We start from the raw sequence: 18,473 nt of genomic DNA, 5'->3' as shown, positions 1-18,473 counted from the left end.
ACCCATGTCTGAGACCACCGGTGCCAGCTACGCGAGTGCGGGCGTCGACATCGAAGCGGGCGACCGCGCTGTCGAGCTCATGAAGGAGTGGGTGAAGAAGACGCAGCGCCCCGAGGTCCTCGGCGGCCTCGGCGGTTTCGCCGGCCTCTTCGACGCCTCCGCCCTCAAGCGCTACGAGCGTCCGCTGCTCGCCTCGGCGACCGACGGCGTCGGCACGAAGGTCGACATCGCCCGCCAGATGGGCGTGTACGACACGATCGGCCACGACCTGGTCGCGATGGTCATGGACGACATCGTCGTCTGCGGCGCCGAGCCGCTCTTCATGACCGACTACATCTGCGTCGGCAAGGTCCACCCCGAGCGGGTCGCCGCCATCGTCAAGGGCATCGCCGAGGGCTGTGTCCTCGCCGGCTGCGCCCTGGTCGGCGGCGAGACGGCGGAGCACCCGGGCCTCCTCGGCCCGGACGACTTCGACGTCGCCGGCGCGGGCACGGGTGTCGTGGAGTACGACCGGCTGCTCGGCGCGGACCGCATCCGTACGGGGGACGCGGTCATCGCCATGGCCTCCTCGGGCCTTCACTCCAACGGGTACTCGCTCGTCCGGCACGTGGTCTTCGACCGCGCCGGCATGACCCTCGACCAGCGGGTCGAGGAGCTCGGCCGGACGCTGGGCGAGGAGCTCCTGGAGCCCACGAAGATCTACTCGCTGGACTGCCTGGCCCTCACCCGGACCACGGACGTCCACGCCTTCAGCCACATCACGGGCGGCGGCCTCGCCGCCAACCTGGCGCGGGTGATCCCGGACGGGCTGCACGCCACGGTCGACCGTTCGACCTGGGCGCCGGGCGCGATCTTCGACCTGGTCGGCAAGGCGGGCCAGGTGGAGCGCCTGGAGCTGGAGAAGACCCTCAACATGGGCGTCGGCATGATGGCCGTCGTCCCGGCCGAGTCCGTGGACGTGGCCCTGGCGACCCTGGAGGACCGCGGGGTCGAGGCCTGGGTCGCGGGCGAGATCACCGAGCGCGGGGCGCACACGACCGGCGCCGAGCTGGTCGGGGACTACGCGAAGTAGGAGTCGGCTGTACGAGGCGGGGCGCCCCTGTGGGGCGCCCCGTCGGTGTATCCGCTCCCGGTGCCGTCGGCGTGCGGACAGCTGCCGTCGGCGTGCGGACAGCACAGAAACCCGGCCGGGTGACCCCGGTCCGGGTTTCGGTGATTCAGAAGGTCAAGCGCGACGCGGGGACGTGCTCGGACCGGACTCGTCGTCCTCGTCCTCGTCGTCCGTGTTGTAGAGATCCGCGTACTGGGCGTACGGGTCGTCTTCCTCGTCGTCGTCCTCGAACGGCTCGCCATTCGGCGGCTGGCTCGAAGTCGAAGCGCCCAGCTCATTGGCCAGACGCGTCAGGTCTGTCCCGCCGCTGCTGTACTTCAGCTGGCGGGCGACCTTGGTCTGCTTGGCCTTTGCCCGGCCGCGCCCCATGGCTCGACCCCCTCGGTGACGGGGCTCGTCGGCCCCAGAGTCTTGACACGCGTTCATGATTCGGAACGGACTCTCGGTAGAGAGACCGGTCCGTAGGGCTTCAACGGTACCTGTTTCCGTGGGTCTACGGTACGCCGCGCGCATCACATACCCCGGTACAGAACCTTCGAGGTGCCCTCTCCTCGCTGGTCAATCGCGATTTTAACCTCTTCTTGAGGGCCGACCCGCCGAGGGGCGTGAGCGAAGTCTCGCTGACGCCCCCGTTTCGGCGGGCCGGCCCGGTGAGGCTCAGGCGCGGCGGGCTTCCGCCATCCGCTGCTCGGCGATCCGGTCGGCCGCCGCGGCCGGCGGAATGCCGTCCGCCTTCGCACGTGCGAAGATCTCCAGGGTGGTGTCGAAGATCTTCGTCGCCTTGGCCTTGCAGCGGTCGAAGTCGAAGCCGTGCAGCTCGTCGGCGACCTGGATCACGCCACCGGCGTTGACCACGTAGTCGGGCGCGTAGAGGATGCCGCGGTCCGCGAGGTCCTTCTCGACGCCGGGGTGGGCGAGCTGGTTGTTGGCCGCGCCGCAGACGATCTTCGCGGTGAGGACCGGCACGGTCGCGTCGTTCAGGGCGCCGCCCAGCGCGCAGGGGGCGTAGATGTCGAGGCCCTCGACACGGATCAGGGCGTCGGTGTCGGCGACCACGGTGACCTGCGGGTGCTTGTCGGTGATCCGGCGCACCGACTCCTCGCGCACATCGGTGATGACGACCTCGGCGCCGTCCTCCAGGAGGTGCTCGACGAGGTAGTGGCCGACCTTGCCGACGCCCGCGACGCCGACCTTGCGGCCGCGCAGCGTCGGGTCGCCCCACACGGTCTGGGCGGCGGCGCGCATGCCCTGGAAGACGCCGAAGGCGGTGAGGACGGAGGAGTCGCCGGCGCCGCCGTTCTCGGGGGAGCGGCCGGTCGTCCACTGGTTGGTGCGGGCGACGACGTCCATGTCGGCGACGTAGGTGCCGACGTCGCAGGCCGTGACGTACCGGCCGCCGAGGGAGGCGACGAAGCGGCCGTAGGCGAGGAGGAGCTCCTCGCTCTTGATCTGCTCCGGGTCGCCGATGATGACGGCCTTGCCGCCGCCGTGGTCGAGGCCGGCCATGGCGTTCTTGTACGACATGCCGCGGGAGAGGTTGAGCGCGTCCGCGATCGCCTCGGCCTCGGTGGCGTACGGGTAGAAACGGGTGCCGCCGAGGGCGGGGCCCAGGGCGGTGGAGTGGAGGGCGATGACGGCCTTGAGGCCGGTGGCGCGGTCCTGGCAGAGCACGACTTGCTCGTGGCCACCCTGCTCCGAGTGGAACAGAGTGTGCAGTACGTCAGCAGGAACGCCGGTCACATCGGTCACGGTGGTGACTCCCAAGAACGAAGCGGCGGTTGCGGCCCTCCCTACGGGTGGGGGAGGACCAGTTCGGCAAGAGGGTAAGTCCTACCTGGGCGTAGATCGGCCGCAGTGCTGAGGATCACCCCCTCCCGGAGTACCTCCGTGGAAGGATTTGCGACATGTCGGTCGCCTCCACGGTCCCCGTTCCCTACGCGTCCTATCTGCGGGTGTACGAGCCGCTGGCCGCGTTTCCCGAGCCGGAGCGGTCCCACTGGGCCCGGTACGCGCGCCGGCCCGGCACCCCGGGGGCGCAGGAGGAGCTGCGCCGTTCGCTGGCCGATCTGCTGCCGACGCCTCCGGTGCCGGTGCCGGTCCACGAGAGCGGGGAGGCGTTCGTCGCGCATCTGGACGGGGTGGTGGTGATCTGCCCGTGGCGGACCCGGCTGCGGGGCTGGCTGGCGATCCGGGAGCTGGTGGCGGAGGGGTATCCGGCGCCGGTGCTCGACGCGATGCTGCCGCCGGTGGTGCGCGTCCAGGTGGCGAGCGACTACGAGCGGTGGTTGCTGCGGAACCCGGACGCGCGGCCGTGGATCCGTACGGGGGTCTGGCAGGTGCCGCTGCGCTGGTTCGCGCTCTTCGGGGACGAGGACCGGGAGTACGAGCCGGGGGACCCCGGGAGCACGGAGGCGGGCCGGGCGCCGGTGCTGCGCTACCGGACGACGATGGCGCAGGCGCGGCGGCGGCTGGCGCGGGCGCTGAAGGCGTTGCGGGAGTCGATCGACGAGGGGCCGATGACGCAGGGCCTGGTCGAGGTGGGGCGCTGGCTGGAGGAGTTCCATCCGCGGGCGCTGGTGGAGCTGGACTTCGGCGGTCTGGTGCACGCGATGCCGGCCCGGTGGCTGGCGGAGGACCGGTCGGCGGCGCAGCTGGCGGAGGGGATCGCGGCGCTGCGGGCCGGGGACGGCGAGGCGGCGAGCGAGGTGTACGGGCGGCTCGCGGAGCGCTGGCGGACGGTCAGGGACCTGCGTTTCGCGAACTGACATCAGCCGGACAAGTTCGTCAGGTAGGTATCGACAAGACATGTCCGGCGGGTGTAAATGATCTTGAAGGTCTGGCCGGTTTCCGATGGCCGGGTCTTTCGCACCGATGGGGTGAGGACGTTGGTCCCGATCCGGGCCTTTGGCTCAAGCGTGACGGACAGCACGTAACGCACCCTTGCGCCCATCACCCACCCTCGTGCCAAAATAGGACAAGGAGTCCGGGGAGGGTTCCTTCCGTCCAAGTTCGGGCGGAACGCTCAGCATTGCACTCTATGGGGGGTCTGAGGACTCCTGATCGCCCTGTGACTGATCGTCACAGTGGCGTGACTGTCCGTTATGGCATGGTCAGTCGACTTCCGCCGCTGATGAACACCTGCGAGGGCAATTCCATCGGTTTGGCCGACGCGGCTGGACGGATGGTGTAGTTGTAGTGCCGAGGACAAGCCGTTCGTCCTATAACCGACTCGACCCGCTTCTGCCATTTCGGGCATGGCGGGTCAAGGTGCAGAATTTAGAGGAAAGAACCGAGATTGGTTCGGTTCTCCCGAGGAGGCCGCTCATGACCGCTCGCACCCCTGATGCCGAGCCGCTGCTGACCCCCGCCGAGGTTGCCACGATGTTCCGCGTGGACCCGAAGACGGTGACCCGTTGGGCCAAGGCCGGCAAGCTCACGTCCATCCGCACCCTGGGTGGGCACCGCCGGTACCGCGAGGCCGAGGTTCGCGCACTGCTGGCGGGTATTCCGCAGCAGCGCAGCGAGGCCTGAGGTCGCGCAGAACCCCGCAAGAACCCTGCAACACCCCGTAACACCGGGCCTGTCCGGATCCCCCAATCCGGTCGCCCACCCCTAGTACTGCCGACGGACTCCTGCCCCAACAGGTCTTCGTCAACGATCGCGCTGGACTCCGCCGGGTCCAGCGCGATCTTTTTTGTGCCCCGCGCCACACCCTCTCCAGGGTCGTGCAATTGCACATATTAAATCGGGGTGGTGTAGGGAGGGTGTAAGTGTGGTCGTTTCTGAAACGGTTTCAGTGACACCCGTCACACTGCGGAAGCCTTGCCAAGGAACAGCCTGCCACCTCGGGGATCGCCCCCAACCCGCCGTTGGTCATGGGTCGGTGGGACTTTCGTCCCCGGTGCTCTCCGTCACCGCGGTCACCGCCGCCGGCTCGTCCGGCTCGTCCGGCCCCTCAGGCCCCTCCGGCCCCTCCGGCCCCTCCAACTCCTCCGGCTCGGGGAGCTCCATGGCGAGCCGCAGGAGGCGATGGCAGACCACACAGTGGCGGGTGAGGTGTCCGTACCGCGACGCGGCCGCCAGATGGGCGCGCAGCAGCGCTCGTGTGTCGTGCCGTGCTGTGGACGCCGCGGCCATGCGCGACCACCTCCGGTGTGGGCCCCCGATTCCCTGAAGTCCGGGGTACCGGCGGCTGCGCGGCCCCGTCAAGACACGGGAACACAACGAAGGCCCGCATCTCGCGATGCGGGCCTTCGTGAAAGCGACTCTGACGGGACTTGAACCCGCGACCTCCACCTTGACAGGGTGGCGAGCTAACCAACTGCTCCACAGAGCCTTGCTCGCAGCCCCTCGTAAGCGGCTGCGAGCAAGACTGTACAGCAGGTCAGGGGGTCTGGTCGAACTCACCGACGGCGAGGTCCCGCTTACGGATCCCTACGGGGCCGCCGCGTCGATCGCCTTCACGATCCGCTTGTCCGAGATCGCGTACGCCGTGCCCAGCGCGTGCGCGAAGTAGCTCACCCGCAGCTCCTCGATCATCCAGCGGATGTCGGTGACCTCGGACGGCACCGGGCGGCCCTTCGGGAGCTGTTCCAGGAGCCAGGCGTACTCGTCCTGCATCTCCTGGACCTTCTCCATCCGGGTGGTGTCCCGCTGGACCCCCGTGGGCATCTGCTGGAGCCGCCGGTCCACCGCCACCAGGTAGCGCATCAGGTCCGGGAGCCGCTTCAGGCCCGTACGGGTGACGAAGCCGGCCGGCATGAGCCAGGCGAGCTGCGTGCGCACGTCGGTGAGGTTGTTGATCAGGGCCAGGCTGTTCGTGGACTTCAGCCGGCGCTCGCACGCCTGCCAGGCCGCCAGGACCTGCTGGACCTGGCCCACGGTGCGGACGGTCAGCTCGACGAGGTCCGCGCGGACCTTGTCGTACAGCTTCCGGAAGGACTCCTCGTCCCACGCCGGACCGCCGTGGTCCGCGATCAGCCGGTCGGCGGCGGCGGTGGCGCAGTCGTCGAAGAGGGCCTGGATCGAGCCGTGCGGGTTCGACGACAGGGCCAGCTTCTGCTGGTTGGTCAGCTTGTCCGAGGCGAACTTCGCCGGGTTCACCGGGATGTTCAGCATGATCAGCTTCCGGGTGCCCCGCCACATCGCCTGCGCCTGCTCGGCCTCCGAGTCGAAGAGCCGCACGGCCACCGAGTCGCCCTCGTCGACGAGCGCCGGGAAGGCCTTGACCGGCTGGCCCGCCCGCCGGGTCTCGAAGACCTTCGTGAGCGTCCCGATCGTCCAGTCCTTGAGGCCCGTGCGCTCCAGGGAGGGCCCGGAGCCGTCCGGGCCGCCCGTCGCCGCCGCGGCGGCCTTGGACAGCGCCTGACGGGCCTTGGGGCGCAGCTTGAGCCGCAGGGTCTCCAGGTCCTTGTCCTCGGCGAGCTTCCGGCGCCGCTCGTCGACGATCCGGAAGGTCACCTTGAGGTGCTCGGGGACCTTCGCCCAGTCGAAGTCCGCGTCCGTGACCGGGACGCCGACCATCCGCTGGAGCTCGCGGGCGAGCGCGCCCGTCAGCGGCTCCTGGACGGGCACGACCGTGTCCAGGAAGCGGGTCGCGAAGTTCGGCGCGGGCACGTAGTGGCGCCGGATCGGCTTCGGCAGGGACCGGATCAGCTCCGTGACGACCTCCGCGCGCAGACCCGGGATCTGCCACTCGAAGCCCTCGTCCGTCACCTGGTTGAGCACCTGGAGCGGTACGTGGACGGTCACGCCGTCCGCGTCCGCGCCCGGCTCGAACTGGTACGTCACCCGGAACTTCAGCGCACCCTGGCGCCAGGAGTCCGGGTAGTCGTCCTTGGTGACCGCCCCGGCCTTCTCGTTGATGAGCATCTCGCGCTCGAAGTCGAGGAACTCCGGTTCCTCGTGGCGCTTGTGCTTCCACCAGGAGTCGAAGTGGGCGCCGGACACGACGTGTTCGGGGACGCGCTTGTCGTAGAAGTCGAAGAGCGTCTCGTCGTCGACGAGGATGTCCCGGCGCCTGGCCCGGTGTTCGAGCTCCTCGACCTCGGTGAGGAGCTTGCGGTTGTCGGCGAAGAACTTGTGGTGGGTGCGCCAGTCGCCCTCGACGAGCGCGTTCCGGATGAACAGGTCGCGGGAGACCTCCGGGTCGATCCGCCCGTAGTTCACCTTGCGGTCGGCGACGATCGGGACGCCGTACAGCGTCACCTTCTCGAAGGCCATCACGGCCGCCTGGTCCTTCTCCCAGTGCGGCTCGCTGTACGTCTTCTTCACCAGGTGCTGCGCGAGCGGCTCGATCCACTCGGGCTCGATCCGGGCGTTGACCCGGGCCCAGAGCCGCGAGGTCTCCACCAGCTCGGCGGACATCACGAACCGCGGGGGCTTCTTGAAGAGCGCGGAACCGGGGAAGATCGCGAACTTGGCGTTCCGCGCGCCCAGGTACTCGTTCCGGGTGCCCTCGCGCTTCGGGTCCCGGCTCTCCTTGTTCTCCTTCACGTCCTTCAGACCGACGTGGGAGAGCAGGCCGGAGAGCAGGGAGACGTGCACGGACTGCTCCGGCGCGTCCTCCTCGTTCAGATGGATGCCCATCTGCTTCGCGACCGTCCGCAGCTGGGCGTAGATGTCCTGCCACTCCCGGATGCGCAGGAAGTTCAGGTACTCCTGCTTGCACATCCGGCGGAAGGAGCTGGATCCGCGCTCCTTCTGCTGCTCGCGGACGTACCGCCACAGGTTGAGGAAGGCGAGGAAGTCGCTGGTCTCGTCCTTGAACCGGGCGTGCTGCTGATCGGCCTGTGCCTGCTTCTCCGAAGGCCGCTCGCGCGGGTCCTGGATGGACAGCGCCGCCGCGATCACCATGACCTCGCGGACACAGCCGTTCTTGTCGGCCTCCAGGACCATCCGGGCGAGGCGCGGGTCCACGGGCAGCTGGGACAGCTTCCGGCCCTGCTGCGTGAGCCGCTTCTTCGGGTCCTTCTCGGCGGGGTCGATCGCGCCGAGCTCCTGGAGGAGCTGCACGCCGTCCCGGATGTTCCGGTGGTCCGGCGGGTCGATGAAGGGGAACTTCTCGATGTCGCCGAGGCCGGCCGCGGTCATCTGGAGGATGACGGAGGCCAGGTTCGTACGGAGGATCTCGGCGTCCGTGAACTCCGGACGGGTGAGGAAGTCGTCCTCGGAGTAGAGGCGGATGCAGATGCCGTCCGACGTACGGCCGCAGCGGCCCTTGCGCTGGTTGGCGCTGGCCTGGCTGACGGGCTCGATCGGCAGCCGCTGCACCTTGGTCCGGTGCGAGTAGCGCGAGATGCGGGCGGTGCCCGGATCGATCACGTACTTGATGCCGGGGACGGTCAGGGAGGTCTCGGCGACGTTCGTCGCGAGGACGATCCGGCGGCCCGAGTGCGCCTGGAAGACCCGGTGCTGCTCGGCGTGCGACAGGCGCGCGTACAGCGGGAGGATCTCGGTGCTGAAGAGCTTCTTCTTGAGCAGCGCGTCCGCGGTGTCGCGGATCTCCCGTTCGCCGGACAGGAAGACCAGGACATCGCCCGGGCCCTCCTTCTGGAGCTCGTCGACGGCGTCGCAGATCGCGGTGATCTGGTCCCGGTCCGACTCCTCGCTGTCCTCTTCGAGGAGCGGGCGGTAGCGGACCTCGACCGGATACGTACGGCCGCTGACCTCGACGATCGGGGCGTCCCCGAAGTGGCGGGAGAAGCGCTCCGGGTCGATCGTCGCGGAGGTGATCACGACCTTGAGGTCGGGGCGCTTCGGCAGCAGCTGGGCCAGATAGCCGAGCAGGAAGTCGATGTTGAGGGACCGCTCGTGGGCCTCGTCGATGATGATCGTGTCGTACGCGCGCAGCTCCCGGTCCGTCTGGATCTCGGCGAGCAGGATGCCGTCCGTCATCAGCTTCACGAAGGTCGCGTCGGGGTTCACCTGGTCGGTGAAGCGGACCTTCCAGCCGACGGCCTCCCCGAGGGGGGTCCGCAGCTCCTCGGCGACGCGCTCGGCGACCGTGCGGGCGGCGATCCGGCGGGGCTGGGTGTGCCCGATCATGCCCCGGACGCCCCGGCCCAGCTCCAGACAGATCTTCGGGATCTGGGTGGTCTTTCCGGAGCCCGTCTCACCGGCGACGATCACGACCTGGTGGTCGCGTATCGCCTCCAGGATCTCGTCCTTCTTCTGCGAGACGGGCAGCTGCTCGGGGTACGTGACCGCGGGCACGCGGGAGGCACGCCCGTCGACGCGCTCCTTGGCCTTGGCCGCCTCGGCGGCGATCTCGTCCAGGACGGCCGCGCGGGCCTCGGGCTTGCGGATGCGGCGGGCGCCTTCGAGACGGCGGCCGAGCCGGTGGGAGTCCCGCAGCGAGACCCCGGCCAGGACGGACTGGAGGGCGGCGAAGGAAGTAGACATACGGGATCCAGGATCGCACCTGCGGACGAGAAGCGGCGAACCGATTTACGAGCGGCTTCCCCGGGGCCACGCGCGCGGGGTGCGTACTATTTCGGGCACGCCGACCGGACCGGAGAGGTTTCGCATGTTCTGCACCACCCGCGCGACGGCGGCGTTCGCCGCGCTGCTGGGTCTGGTGCTCGGGCTCCTGGTCTGCGGCGTTTCCTCGAGTGCGTCTGCGGGGACGGCCCCCGTCGTGGCGGCCCCTGTCGTGGCGGCCGCCGCCGTGCCCGGCTGCGACCCCGGCCATCCCGTCGGAGGAGGGGCCTCGGGCCCCGTCGTACCGCCGCGTGCGCACGGCTTCGCCGAGCTGCTGCCGGCGCCGGCCGCCGACCGGGTGGCCCCCGGGCTCCGGCAGCCGGCCCCGGGCGACCCGGCCGCGTCACCGGGCCGGGAGCCACCCGCGCGCGTACCCCTGTCTCCCGTGGAGCTGAAGGTCCTCAGGGTGTAGACGGACGGTCCGCCTCCGCCGTCCTTCCCTTCCCCTCCTCCAGGAGCGCTTCCGCATGTCCACGTCCAAGTCCACGTCCAAGTCCACGGCCAAGGCCAAGCCGATCCTGATCGTCTCCGGCGTGGCGGTCGCCGCCGTGCTGTTCGGCCTCGTCTCGTACACCGCCACCAAGCCCACGTCCCCGGGCGCCTCCGGCTCCTCGTCCGTCGCCGAGGTCTCCGCCGACCCCTCCGCCGGCGTCTACGCCGAACTGGAGGCGTACGCCCGCCGCGACCCCGCCGACAAGCTCGCCCTCGGCCGCGCCGACGCGCCCGTCGTGCTCATCGAGTACGCCGACTTCAAGTGCGGCTACTGCGGGAAGTTCGCCCGCGACACCGAGCCCGCCCTCGTGAAGAAGTACGTCGAGGACGGCACCCTGCGCATCGAGTGGCGGAACTTCCCGATCTTCGGCGAGGAGTCGGAGGGCATCGCCCGCGCCTCCTGGGCGGCCGGCCGGCAGGGCCGGTTCTGGGAGTTCCACAAGGCCGCCTACGCCGAGGGGGCCAAGGAGAAGGGCTTCGGCAAGGAGCGGCTGACCGCCCTCGCGACCGAGGCCGGCGTGCCCGACCTCGCCCGGTTCGCCAAGGACAGCGACAGCGCGGCGGCCCGCGAGGCCGTGCGCAAGGACCAGGAGCAGGGGTACGCGCTCGGCGCCACCTCCACCCCCTCCTTCCTGATCAACGGCCGGCCGATCGCCGGCGCCCAGCCCCTGGAGACCTTCACCGAGGCCATCGAGGCGGCCGCGAAGGCGGCTCCGAAGGCCCCGAAGGCCTCGAAGAAGGCCGGGCAGTGACCTCCGGCATCGGGTACTTCGCCGCCTTCCTCGGCGGCCTCCTCGCCCTGCTCAGTCCGTGCAGCGCCCTGCTCCTTCCCGCCTTCTTCGCGTATTCGATCGACACGCGCGCGAAGCTCGTGGCCAGGACCGGCATCCTCTACGCGGGTCTGGCGACGACCCTCGTCCCGCTCGGCGCGGCAGGCTCCCTCGCCGGCCGGTTCTTCTACGGCCACCGGGACCTGCTCGTCACCGCCGGGGGCTGGCTGATCATCGGGCTCGGCGTCCTCCAGATCCTCGGCCTGGGCTTCACCTCCCGCCGGATCGCCGAGGCGAGCGGCCGCATCCGCCCGACGTCGGCGCTCTCCGTCTACGCCCTCGGCCTGGTCTACGGCCTCGCCGGTTTCTGCGCGGGCCCGATCCTCGGCAGCGTCCTGACGGTGGCCGCGCTGAGCGGCAGCCCGGCGTACGGCGGACTGCTCCTCGCGGTGTACGCGCTCGGCATGGCCGTCCCGCTGTTCGTCCTGGCGTTGCTCTGGGACCGCTACGACCTGGGCCGGCGGCGCTGGCTGCGGGGCCGCCCGCTCCGTGTCGGCCGCTTCGAGGTCCACTCCACCTCGCTGCTCTCGGGCCTCTTCTTCATCGCCCTCGGCACCCTGTTCCTGGTCTTCGACGGGACGACCGGGCTGCCGGGCCTGCTGTCGGTGGACGAGTCCTTCGCCGTGGAGGAGCGGGTGGCCTCGCTGGGCCGTTCGGTGCCGGACTGGGCGCTGCTCGCCGCGGTCGTGGCGGCGGTCGCGGTGGCGCTCGCGGTGCGGGGCCGCAGGACGCGGCGGCGCGAGGAGGTCTGAGCCGTACGGGGGAGGGGGCGAGGTCCCTCCCCCGTACGGCCGCGGGCCCCTTCCCCGTACGGCCTGCCTTCCGGGCGCACGAAGAAGGCCCCGTTCTCTCGAACGGGGCCTTCTCTCTGTGGCTGGGGCCGGGGTCGAACCGGCGACCTATCGCTTTTCAGGCGATCGCTCGTACCAACTGAGCTACCCAGCCACGAAGCTGTTTCCAGCTTCAGCGACTCTGACGGGACTTGAACCCGCGACCTCCACCTTGACAGGGTGGCGAGCTAACCAACTGCTCCACAGAGCCAAGCTTGTGTGTGATCACTAGTCTCGCACACGGTAATGCGTGCCCCCAACGGGATTCGAACCCGTGCTACCGCCTTGAAAGGGCGGCGTCCTGGGCCACTAGACGATGAGGGCTAGAGGCTCACCTGCGCACTTCTCAGTGCGTCGGGGACGTGAGAAGCATATGGGATGTCGGCCGCTATCGCCAAAACGGTTTCCGGCGGGGGGAGAATGGGCCCGTGCTGGAGATGACGCGCGAGGAGTTCGAGGAGCTTGTCGCCGAGGCCCTGGACCGGATCCCGCCGGAGCTGACCCGGCTGATGGACAACGTCGCCGTGTTCGTGGAGGACGAGCCCTCCGCGGACGATCCCGAGCTGCTCGGGCTCTACGAGGGGACGCCCCTGACCGAGCGCGGCGAGTGGTACGCCGGGGTGCTGCCCGACCGGATCACGATCTACCGGGGGCCGACGCTGCGGATGTGCGAGTCGCGCGAGGACGTGGTCGCGGAGACCGAGATCACCGTCGTCCACGAGATCGCCCACCACTTCGGCATCGACGACGAGCGGCTGCACGCGCTCGGCTACGGCTGAGGCTCGGCGCGCTTCGCGCGTGTCCCTTGCGGGGCCAAGGGAGTTGGGCAGGGCGACGCGTTCCGTTCCTGCCTGTTGTGTCCTGGAGGTGCCCCCGTGCGCCATTTGCCCACCCCGGTGAGATGGGCCGCCACCGCGCTGGCCGTCGCGGCCTGTGCCGGTCTGAGCGGCTGTATGAGTGTGAGCGACGAGGGGGCGAAGCCGACGCCCGGCGCGTCCGGGGGGAAGCGGGGCGTGGCGGCCGAGGCCGACGGCGGCGGCGGAGCCCAGGGCGGGGGCGGCGGGTCGTGGAACGGCCGGCCGGAGAAGGGCGGTCCCGCCGCGGCCGGTGCGGGCAAGGAGTCCCCGGTCCCGAGCGGCTCCCCGTCCGGCACGGCGAAGCCCTCGCCGGGCGCCGTCCTGCCGGTGGAGGGCCCGGGCGGGTCCGGAGGGCCGTCGAAGCCGCAGCCGGCCGGCGGCGGCCAGGAGGTCCCGGGCGGCGGCTCCGGCGGTGGCGGGAGCGGCGGCAGCGGGGGGAGCGGCGGCAGCGGTGGCGGTGCCGGCGGCTCGGACGGCGGGTCCACGCCCACGCCGCAGCAGACCGCGCCGAGCCCGGAGCCGACGCCCGAGCCGACCTCGAACCCGACGCCCGAGCCGACCCCGGAACCGACCTCGAACCCCACCGATCCGCCGCCGTCGGGCGCCGACACGCAGATGGGCGCGATGCGGGCGGCGGACGGGCCGGGGGCACCCCCGGAGCCGGCGGCATCCCCGCAGGTCGGACCGGTGTGACGTAGTCCGATTTGCTATAGGCGGGGGAGAGTCCGTATGGTGGTAGATCGCTTGATCCTATTGCCCGGCGCCGACACAGAAGAGCGCCGCGTGGCGCGTACTCTCCCTAGCCGTGGCTGACCGCATTGAGGCGGTCGTTTGCGAAATCACGGAGTTGACGGGCGCGTGCCGAGACTCCGGAAGGTTTCGCATTTCGCATGTCCATTTTCAGTTCTGACCACGCCGTCATGCCCGAGAACGACGAGATCGTCGAGGCCGTAGAGGCCACCGAGATCGTCGAGATCGTCGAGATCGAGGCCGACGACACCGCCGAGGCGGTCGTCGAGGAGACCGTCTCCGACGAGCCCACCATCACCTTCGGCGACCTCGGTCTCCCCGAGGGCGTCGTGCGCAAGCTCGCGCAGAACGGCGTCACCACCCCCTTCCCGATCCAGGCGGCGACCATCCCGGACGCCCTGGCCGGCAAGGACATCCTCGGCCGCGGCCGCACCGGCTCCGGCAAGACCCTCTCCTTCGGTCTGCCGCTGCTCGCCACCCTGGCGGACGGCCACACCGAGAAGAAGAAGCCCCGCGGCGTCATCCTCACCCCGACCCGTGAGCTCGCGATGCAGGTCGCGGACGCCCTCCAGCCCTACGGCGACGTGCTCGGCCTCAAGATGAAGGTCGTCTGCGGCGGTACGTCCATGGGCAACCAGATCTACGCCCTGGAGCGCGGCGTCGACATCCTCGTCGCCACCCCGGGTCGCCTCCGCGACATCATCAACCGCGGCGCCTGCTCCCTGGAGCAGGTCCAGGTCGCCGTCCTCGACGAGGCCGACCAGATGGCCGACCTGGGCTTCCTGCCCGAGGTCACCGAGCTGCTCGACCAGGTCCCCGAGGGCGGCCAGCGTCTCCTCTTCTCCGCCACCCTGGAGAACGAGATCGACACCCTCGTCAAGCGCTACCTGGTCAACCCGATCACGCACGAGGTCGACCCGTCCGCCGGTGCCGTCACCACGATGACCCACCACGTCCTCGTCGTGAAGCCGAAGGACAAGGCCCCGGTCACCGCCGCCATCGCCGCGCGCAAGGGCCGCACGATCATCTTCGTCCGCACCCAGCTGGGCGCCGACCGCATCGCCGAGCAGCTCCGCGACGCCGGTGTGAAGGCCGACGCCCTGCACGGCGGCATGACCCAGGGCGCCCGTACCCGCACCCTGGCCGACTTCAAGGACGGCTACGTCAACGCGCTCGTCGCGACCGACGTCGCCGCCCGAGGCATCCACGTCGACGGCATCGACCTGGTCCTGAACGTGGACCCGGCCGGCGACCACAAGGACTACCTGCACCGCTCGGGCCGCACCGCCCGCGCCGGCCGCTCCGGTGTCGTGGTCTCCCTGGCCCTGCCGCACCAGCGCCGCCAGATCTTCCGCCTGATGGAGGACGCGGGCGTCGACGCCTCGCGTCACATCGTCGGCGGCGCCGGCGCCTTCGACCCGGAGGTCGCCGAGATCACCGGCGCCCGTTCGCTGACCGAGGTCCAGGCCGACTCCGCGAACAACTCGGCCAAGCAGGCCGAGCGCGAGGTCGTCGACCTCACCAAGCAGCTGGAGCGCCTGCAGCGCCGTGCCGTCGAGCTCCGCGAGGAGGCCGACCGCCTGGTGGCCCGTGCCGCCCGCGAGCGCGGCGAGGACCCGGAGGCCGCCGTCGCCGAGGTGACCGAGGCCGCCGAGGCCGAGGTCGCTGCCGCCGCCGTCGAGGCCGAGCGCGCCGCGAAGGCCGAGGAGCGCCGCGAGGAGCGTTCGACCTTCCGCGACGAGCGGGGCAACTTCGAGCGCCGCGACCGCGGTGGCTTCAACCGTGACGACCGCGGTGGCGACCGTGGCGGCTTCCGCCGGGACAACGACCGTGGCGGCTTCCGTCGCGACAACGACCGTCCGTCCGGTGGCTTCCGCCGTGACGACCGTCCCTCGGGCGGCTTCAACCGTGACGACCGCGGTGGCGACCGTGGTGGCTTCCGTCGCGACGACCGTCCGGCCGGTGGCTTCCGCCGTGACGACCGTCCGTCGGGCGGCTTCAACCGTGACGACCGTGGCGGCCGTTCCTTCGAGCGCCGCGACAACGACCGTCCGTCCGGCGGCTTCCGTCGCGACGACCGTCCGTCGGGCGGCTTCAACCGTGACGACCGTGGCGGCGACCGTGGTGGCTTCCGTCGCGACGACCGTCCGGCCGGTGGCTTCCGCCGTGACGACCGTCCGTCGGGTGGCTTCAACCGCGACGACCGTGGCGGCCGTTCCTTCGAGCGCCGCGACGACCGCCCCTCCGGCGGCCACCGTGGCAGCGACCGTCCGTTCAACCGCGACCGCCGCGACGACCGCCCCGCCGGCGGCTTCCGCTCGGGCGGCGACCGCCCGTACGGCCGTCGTGACGACCACCGCGGCAGCACCGGCTCGACCGGTGGCTCCTTCGGCCGCCGCGACGACAAGCCGCGCTGGAAGCGCAACGGCTGACCTCGCGTAGAACGCTGAGCAGGGCCCGTACGACACCTCGGTGTCGCACGGGCCCTGCTCGTTTTTTGAACGGGTTCGGAATTCGCTACCGCCCTCCCTGGAACCGCTGTTACGCTCGCGCTACTTGCACGGGGGGTTCGCAAGGACGGGGCACGCGATCGAGCGTTGCCGACCGCGGCACAGGGTGCCGCGTCTCCTCCGTGCGCCCACTCGCACGCATGGAGACGACGTGAACCAGCACGCCCGGCCCCGGAGGGCCACTCTTCGCCGTGTTCTCGGCACCGCGCTCATACCCGTCGTCGGCCTCGGGATCGCGGCGACCACCGCCCCGGCCGCCTTCGCCGCGCCCACCGCGCTGACCGCCGCCGCGCCCGTGGCCCTCGACCCGTGGGCGCCGTCCGTGCCGCTGACGGACGGCACGGCGTTCGACGACGTCCTCGACCTCAAGACGGCCAGGAACGGCACGGTCGTCGCCCTCATCCTCCGCAGGAGCGGCGACACCGACACGTACGAGCTCGGCTCGAAGGTGCGGCCGGCCGGCAGCACCGTCTGGGGGCCGCCGCAGGTTCTCTCCACGACCAGCAGCTATCCCCAGGACGCCGAGCTGGCGGTCGCCGCCGACGGTTCCGTCCTGGCGACCTGGACGCAGGGCAACGACATCCGGATGGCCGCACTCGACGCCGGGACCACGACCTGGTCCGCCGCCTCCGACCTGGTGACGGCGGGCAACACCTTCGGCGGCAAGCTCGCCGGTTCCCCGTCCGGGCTGCTGGTCGCGGTGTGGACGCAGGTCGCGGACGGCAGGGCCGCCCTGTACTCGTCGGTCCGTACGGCCCCCGGTGCGGCCTGGTCCGAGCCGGTCCGCCTGAACGAGGTCCTGCCGGACGCGGGGCTCGGCTCCGGCGCCCAGCTCATCGTCTCCGACCAGGGCACGGCGACCGTCGCCTACACGGAGAACGGCCCCGTGACCGGCCGGGTCAAGGTCACCGACCGGCTCGCCGACGGGACCGGCTGGACCAAGCCGGTCACCGTGTCCGACCCGGCCCGCTACGCGACCGGCATCACCCTCGCGATCGGCGCCGACGGCCGCGCCGCCCTGGCCTGGGCCGACCGGGAATCCCCCAGCGGTGGTGAGGGGACCCAGAAGCTCGCCCAGCGCCCGGCCGGAAGCCTGACGTGGGGAGCCGAGGAGCCGGCCAACGGGTTCTCGACCGGTGCCTGGCGCGAGGTGGCCATCGGCCCCGAAGGGGATGTCACCCTCCTCGGGGTCGACGCCGTCGAGGGCTCCGGGTGGAGCGCCCAGACCACCACCCGTTCGGCGGCGACCGGAACCTGGTCCCCCGTCAAGATCCTCTCCACGGACTACGTCCCGGACGACCAGTTCGATCTCACGGTCGGCCCCGACGGCAGCGCGCACGCCGTCTGGACGCAGGACGTCGGCAGCTACCGCAAGGTGATGACCTCCTCCCGGATCGACGGCGTCTGGTCCGCGAAGCCGACGCCGCTGTCCACCAACACCAGCGGCTACGCCCTCGGACAGGTGACCGCGGACGCGGCCGGGCGGCCGGTCGCCGTCTGGGGCGAAACCGCCGGCTCCCGCTTCCAGCTGCGCACCGCGACCACCGCCCCCGCGCCCGTCGTGCCCGAGAAGCCGCTGCCCACGTGGCGTGACCTCAGCGGTGACGGCAAGGGCGACCTGATCGGTCTCACCCCGACCGGGACGCTGACCGTGCGGACGGGCACGGGCACCGGCGGTCTCGGTACCGGCGCCTCGGCGACGGGCTGGCCGGCCTCCTCGACGGTCGTCCCCTTCGGGGACCTCTCCGGCGACCGGTGCAACGACCTGCTCGTGCGGGACGCCGCGGGCATGCTGACCCGGTACGACGGCGGCTGCGGCAAGGCGTTCGCGCCGGGTGGGCCGAAGCTGACGATCGGTGGCGGCTGGCAGATCTACAACAGCCTCACCGCGCCCGGCGACCTGACGGGCGACGGCCGCACGGACCTCCTCGCCCGCACGCCGGCCGGCGAGCTGTGGCTGTACGCCGACAACGGTGCGGGCAAGTTCAAGCCGCGCGTGAAGATCGGCTTCGGCTACCAGATCTACAACACGGTCGTCGGCGTCGGCGACCTCAACGGCGACAAGGCCGGCGACCTGCTCGCCCGGGACACGGCCGGAGTGCTGTGGCGCTACTACGGGACCGGCAGGGGCACCCTGGCCGCCCGGGTGAAGGTCGGCGGCGGCTGGCAGGTCTACAACTCCGTCGTGGGCGTCGGCGACTTCACCGGCGACGGCAAGGCGGACCTGGTGGCCCGGGACACGGCCGGCGTGCTGTGGCGGTACGCCGGCACCGGTACGGGCCTCTTCGCCGGCCGCGTGAAGATCGGTGCCGGCTGGCAGATGTACAAGACGCTGTCCTGACGCCCCACCCCTTCCGATCCCTCCGCCCCGCGCCGCGGCCCCGACCACGACGGTCGGACCGCGGCGCGGCCGGTGTCGGATACCCGATCGGTTCCCGGGCCCTCTCGGGCTATGCTGCACGGGTGTGTTCGTCCACGGGCCGTTAGCTCAATTGGCAGAGCAGTGGACTTTTAATCCATTGGTTGTGGGTTCGAGTCCCACACGGCCTACGCGAGGCAGGCGAGGGAGTACCCCTCCGACCTGCTACGGAGCGCCCCACCTGGTTTCCACC

The 18,473-nt window shown here is 71.0% G+C and carries 14 protein-coding genes and 5 tRNA genes; 11 read left to right on the top strand and 8 right to left on the bottom strand.

The genetic code is table 11. The features are described from left to right. Nucleotides 1-4: 4 nt before the first annotated feature. Nucleotides 5-1,072, top strand: a complete 1,068-nt coding sequence (gene purM, locus ACF07V_RS33745; RefSeq protein WP_392159494.1) for a phosphoribosylformylglycinamidine cyclo-ligase — start codon at nt 5-7, stop codon at nt 1,070-1,072. Nucleotides 1,073-1,225: 153 nt separating this feature from the next. Here the strand turns inward: purM and ACF07V_RS33740 are convergent, their stop codons facing one another. Together ACF07V_RS33740 and ACF07V_RS33735 are read right to left on the bottom strand one after the other, a co-directional pair. Continuing rightward, nucleotides 1,226-1,480, bottom strand: coding sequence for a DUF3073 domain-containing protein (locus ACF07V_RS33740; protein ID WP_225804330.1), 255 nt, complete (start codon nt 1,478-1,480; stop codon nt 1,226-1,228). A gap of 288 nt (nt 1,481-1,768) precedes the next feature. Then, nucleotides 1,769-2,860 (bottom strand): Leu/Phe/Val dehydrogenase, encoded by a 1,092-nt coding sequence (locus ACF07V_RS33735; RefSeq protein WP_392159493.1) that lies wholly within the window; start codon nt 2,858-2,860, stop codon nt 1,769-1,771. Between the two features lie 155 nt (nt 2,861-3,015). Between ACF07V_RS33735 and ACF07V_RS33730 the strand changes: the two genes are divergently transcribed. Then, the gene (locus ACF07V_RS33730; protein WP_392159492.1) at nt 3,016-3,876 is read left to right on the top strand and encodes a hypothetical protein; all 861 of its coding nucleotides are present in this window, start codon (nt 3,016-3,018) and stop codon (nt 3,874-3,876) included. A 559-nt stretch (nt 3,877-4,435) separates the two neighbouring features. Next, nucleotides 4,436-4,642 carry a developmental transcriptional regulator BldC gene (gene bldC / locus ACF07V_RS33725; RefSeq protein WP_003949541.1) on the top strand — a complete coding sequence of 69 codons (207 nt, stop codon included), beginning with the start codon at nt 4,436-4,438 and terminating at the stop codon, nt 4,640-4,642. Nucleotides 4,643-4,984: 342 nt separating this feature from the next. Here bldC and ACF07V_RS33720 read toward each other — a convergent pair whose 3' ends face one another. From ACF07V_RS33720 to hrpA, 3 genes are all read right to left on the bottom strand, one after another. Then, nucleotides 4,985-5,248 carry a DUF6274 family protein gene (locus tag ACF07V_RS33720; RefSeq protein ID WP_392159491.1) on the bottom strand — a complete coding sequence of 88 codons (264 nt, stop codon included), beginning with the start codon at nt 5,246-5,248 and terminating at the stop codon, nt 4,985-4,987. Nucleotides 5,249-5,373: 125 nt separating this feature from the next. Beyond that, nucleotides 5,374-5,447, bottom strand: a tRNA-Asp gene (locus ACF07V_RS33715). Nucleotides 5,448-5,545: 98 nt separating this feature from the next. Then, the gene (gene hrpA / locus ACF07V_RS33710) at nt 5,546-9,514 is read right to left on the bottom strand and encodes an ATP-dependent RNA helicase HrpA (RefSeq protein WP_392159490.1); all 3,969 of its coding nucleotides are present in this window, start codon (nt 9,512-9,514) and stop codon (nt 5,546-5,548) included. 124 nt (nt 9,515-9,638) lie between these two features. Between hrpA and ACF07V_RS33705 the strand changes: the two genes are divergently transcribed. The 3 genes from ACF07V_RS33705 to ACF07V_RS33695 are packed head-to-tail and all read left to right on the top strand — an operon-like array spanning nt 9,639 to nt 11,666. Further along, nucleotides 9,639-10,004: a hypothetical protein gene (locus tag ACF07V_RS33705; protein WP_392159489.1), complete on the top strand. Its 366-nt coding sequence runs from the start codon at nt 9,639-9,641 to the stop codon at nt 10,002-10,004. A 55-nt stretch (nt 10,005-10,059) separates the two neighbouring features. Further along, on the top strand, nt 10,060-10,836 hold the full coding sequence (locus ACF07V_RS33700) for a DsbA family protein (protein WP_392159488.1): 777 nt from the start codon (nt 10,060-10,062) through the stop codon (nt 10,834-10,836). Further along, nucleotides 10,833-11,666: a cytochrome c biogenesis CcdA family protein gene (locus ACF07V_RS33695; RefSeq protein WP_392159487.1), complete on the top strand. Its 834-nt coding sequence runs from the start codon at nt 10,833-10,835 to the stop codon at nt 11,664-11,666. Before ACF07V_RS33700 ends, ACF07V_RS33695 begins: the two co-directional genes overlap by 4 nt. Nucleotides 11,667-11,785: 119 nt before the next feature. On the opposite strand, the gene ACF07V_RS33690 is transcribed toward ACF07V_RS33695, so the two are convergent. From ACF07V_RS33690 to ACF07V_RS33680, 3 genes are all read right to left on the bottom strand, one after another. Further along, nucleotides 11,786-11,859: transfer RNA gene (locus ACF07V_RS33690), tRNA-Phe, on the bottom strand. 22 nt (nt 11,860-11,881) lie between these two features. After that, a tRNA-Asp gene (locus tag ACF07V_RS33685) sits at nt 11,882-11,955 on the bottom strand. A gap of 40 nt (nt 11,956-11,995) precedes the next feature. Further along, nucleotides 11,996-12,068, bottom strand: a tRNA-Glu gene (locus ACF07V_RS33680). Nucleotides 12,069-12,172: 104 nt separating this feature from the next. On the opposite strand from ACF07V_RS33680, the gene ACF07V_RS33675 reads away from it, so the two are divergent. The 5 genes from ACF07V_RS33675 to ACF07V_RS33655 all read left to right on the top strand — a co-directional run bounded on the left by ACF07V_RS33675 (nt 12,173) and on the right by ACF07V_RS33655 (nt 18,411). Next, complete coding sequence (locus ACF07V_RS33675) at nt 12,173-12,523, top strand: metallopeptidase family protein (protein ID WP_369145485.1); 351 nt, start codon at nt 12,173-12,175, stop codon at nt 12,521-12,523. 96 nt (nt 12,524-12,619) lie between these two features. After that, nucleotides 12,620-13,294, top strand: coding sequence for a hypothetical protein (locus tag ACF07V_RS33670; protein ID WP_392159486.1), 675 nt, complete (start codon nt 12,620-12,622; stop codon nt 13,292-13,294). A 197-nt stretch (nt 13,295-13,491) separates the two neighbouring features. Further along, nucleotides 13,492-15,783, top strand: a complete 2,292-nt coding sequence (locus ACF07V_RS33665; RefSeq protein WP_392159485.1) for a DEAD/DEAH box helicase — start codon at nt 13,492-13,494, stop codon at nt 15,781-15,783. Between the two features lie 229 nt (nt 15,784-16,012). Beyond that, nucleotides 16,013-18,202, top strand: a complete 2,190-nt coding sequence (locus tag ACF07V_RS33660) for an FG-GAP repeat domain-containing protein (RefSeq protein WP_392159484.1) — start codon at nt 16,013-16,015, stop codon at nt 18,200-18,202. 136 nt (nt 18,203-18,338) lie between these two features. Then, a tRNA-Lys gene (locus tag ACF07V_RS33655) sits at nt 18,339-18,411 on the top strand. Nucleotides 18,412-18,473 lie beyond the last annotated feature (62 nt).

The organism is Streptomyces sp. NPDC015661 (assembly GCF_043077765.1).
Classification (GTDB): domain Bacteria; phylum Actinomycetota; class Actinomycetes; order Streptomycetales; family Streptomycetaceae; genus Streptomyces.
Note: the sequence above shows the minus strand (reverse complement) of the source record. Positions and strands in the feature narration are given on the sequence as shown.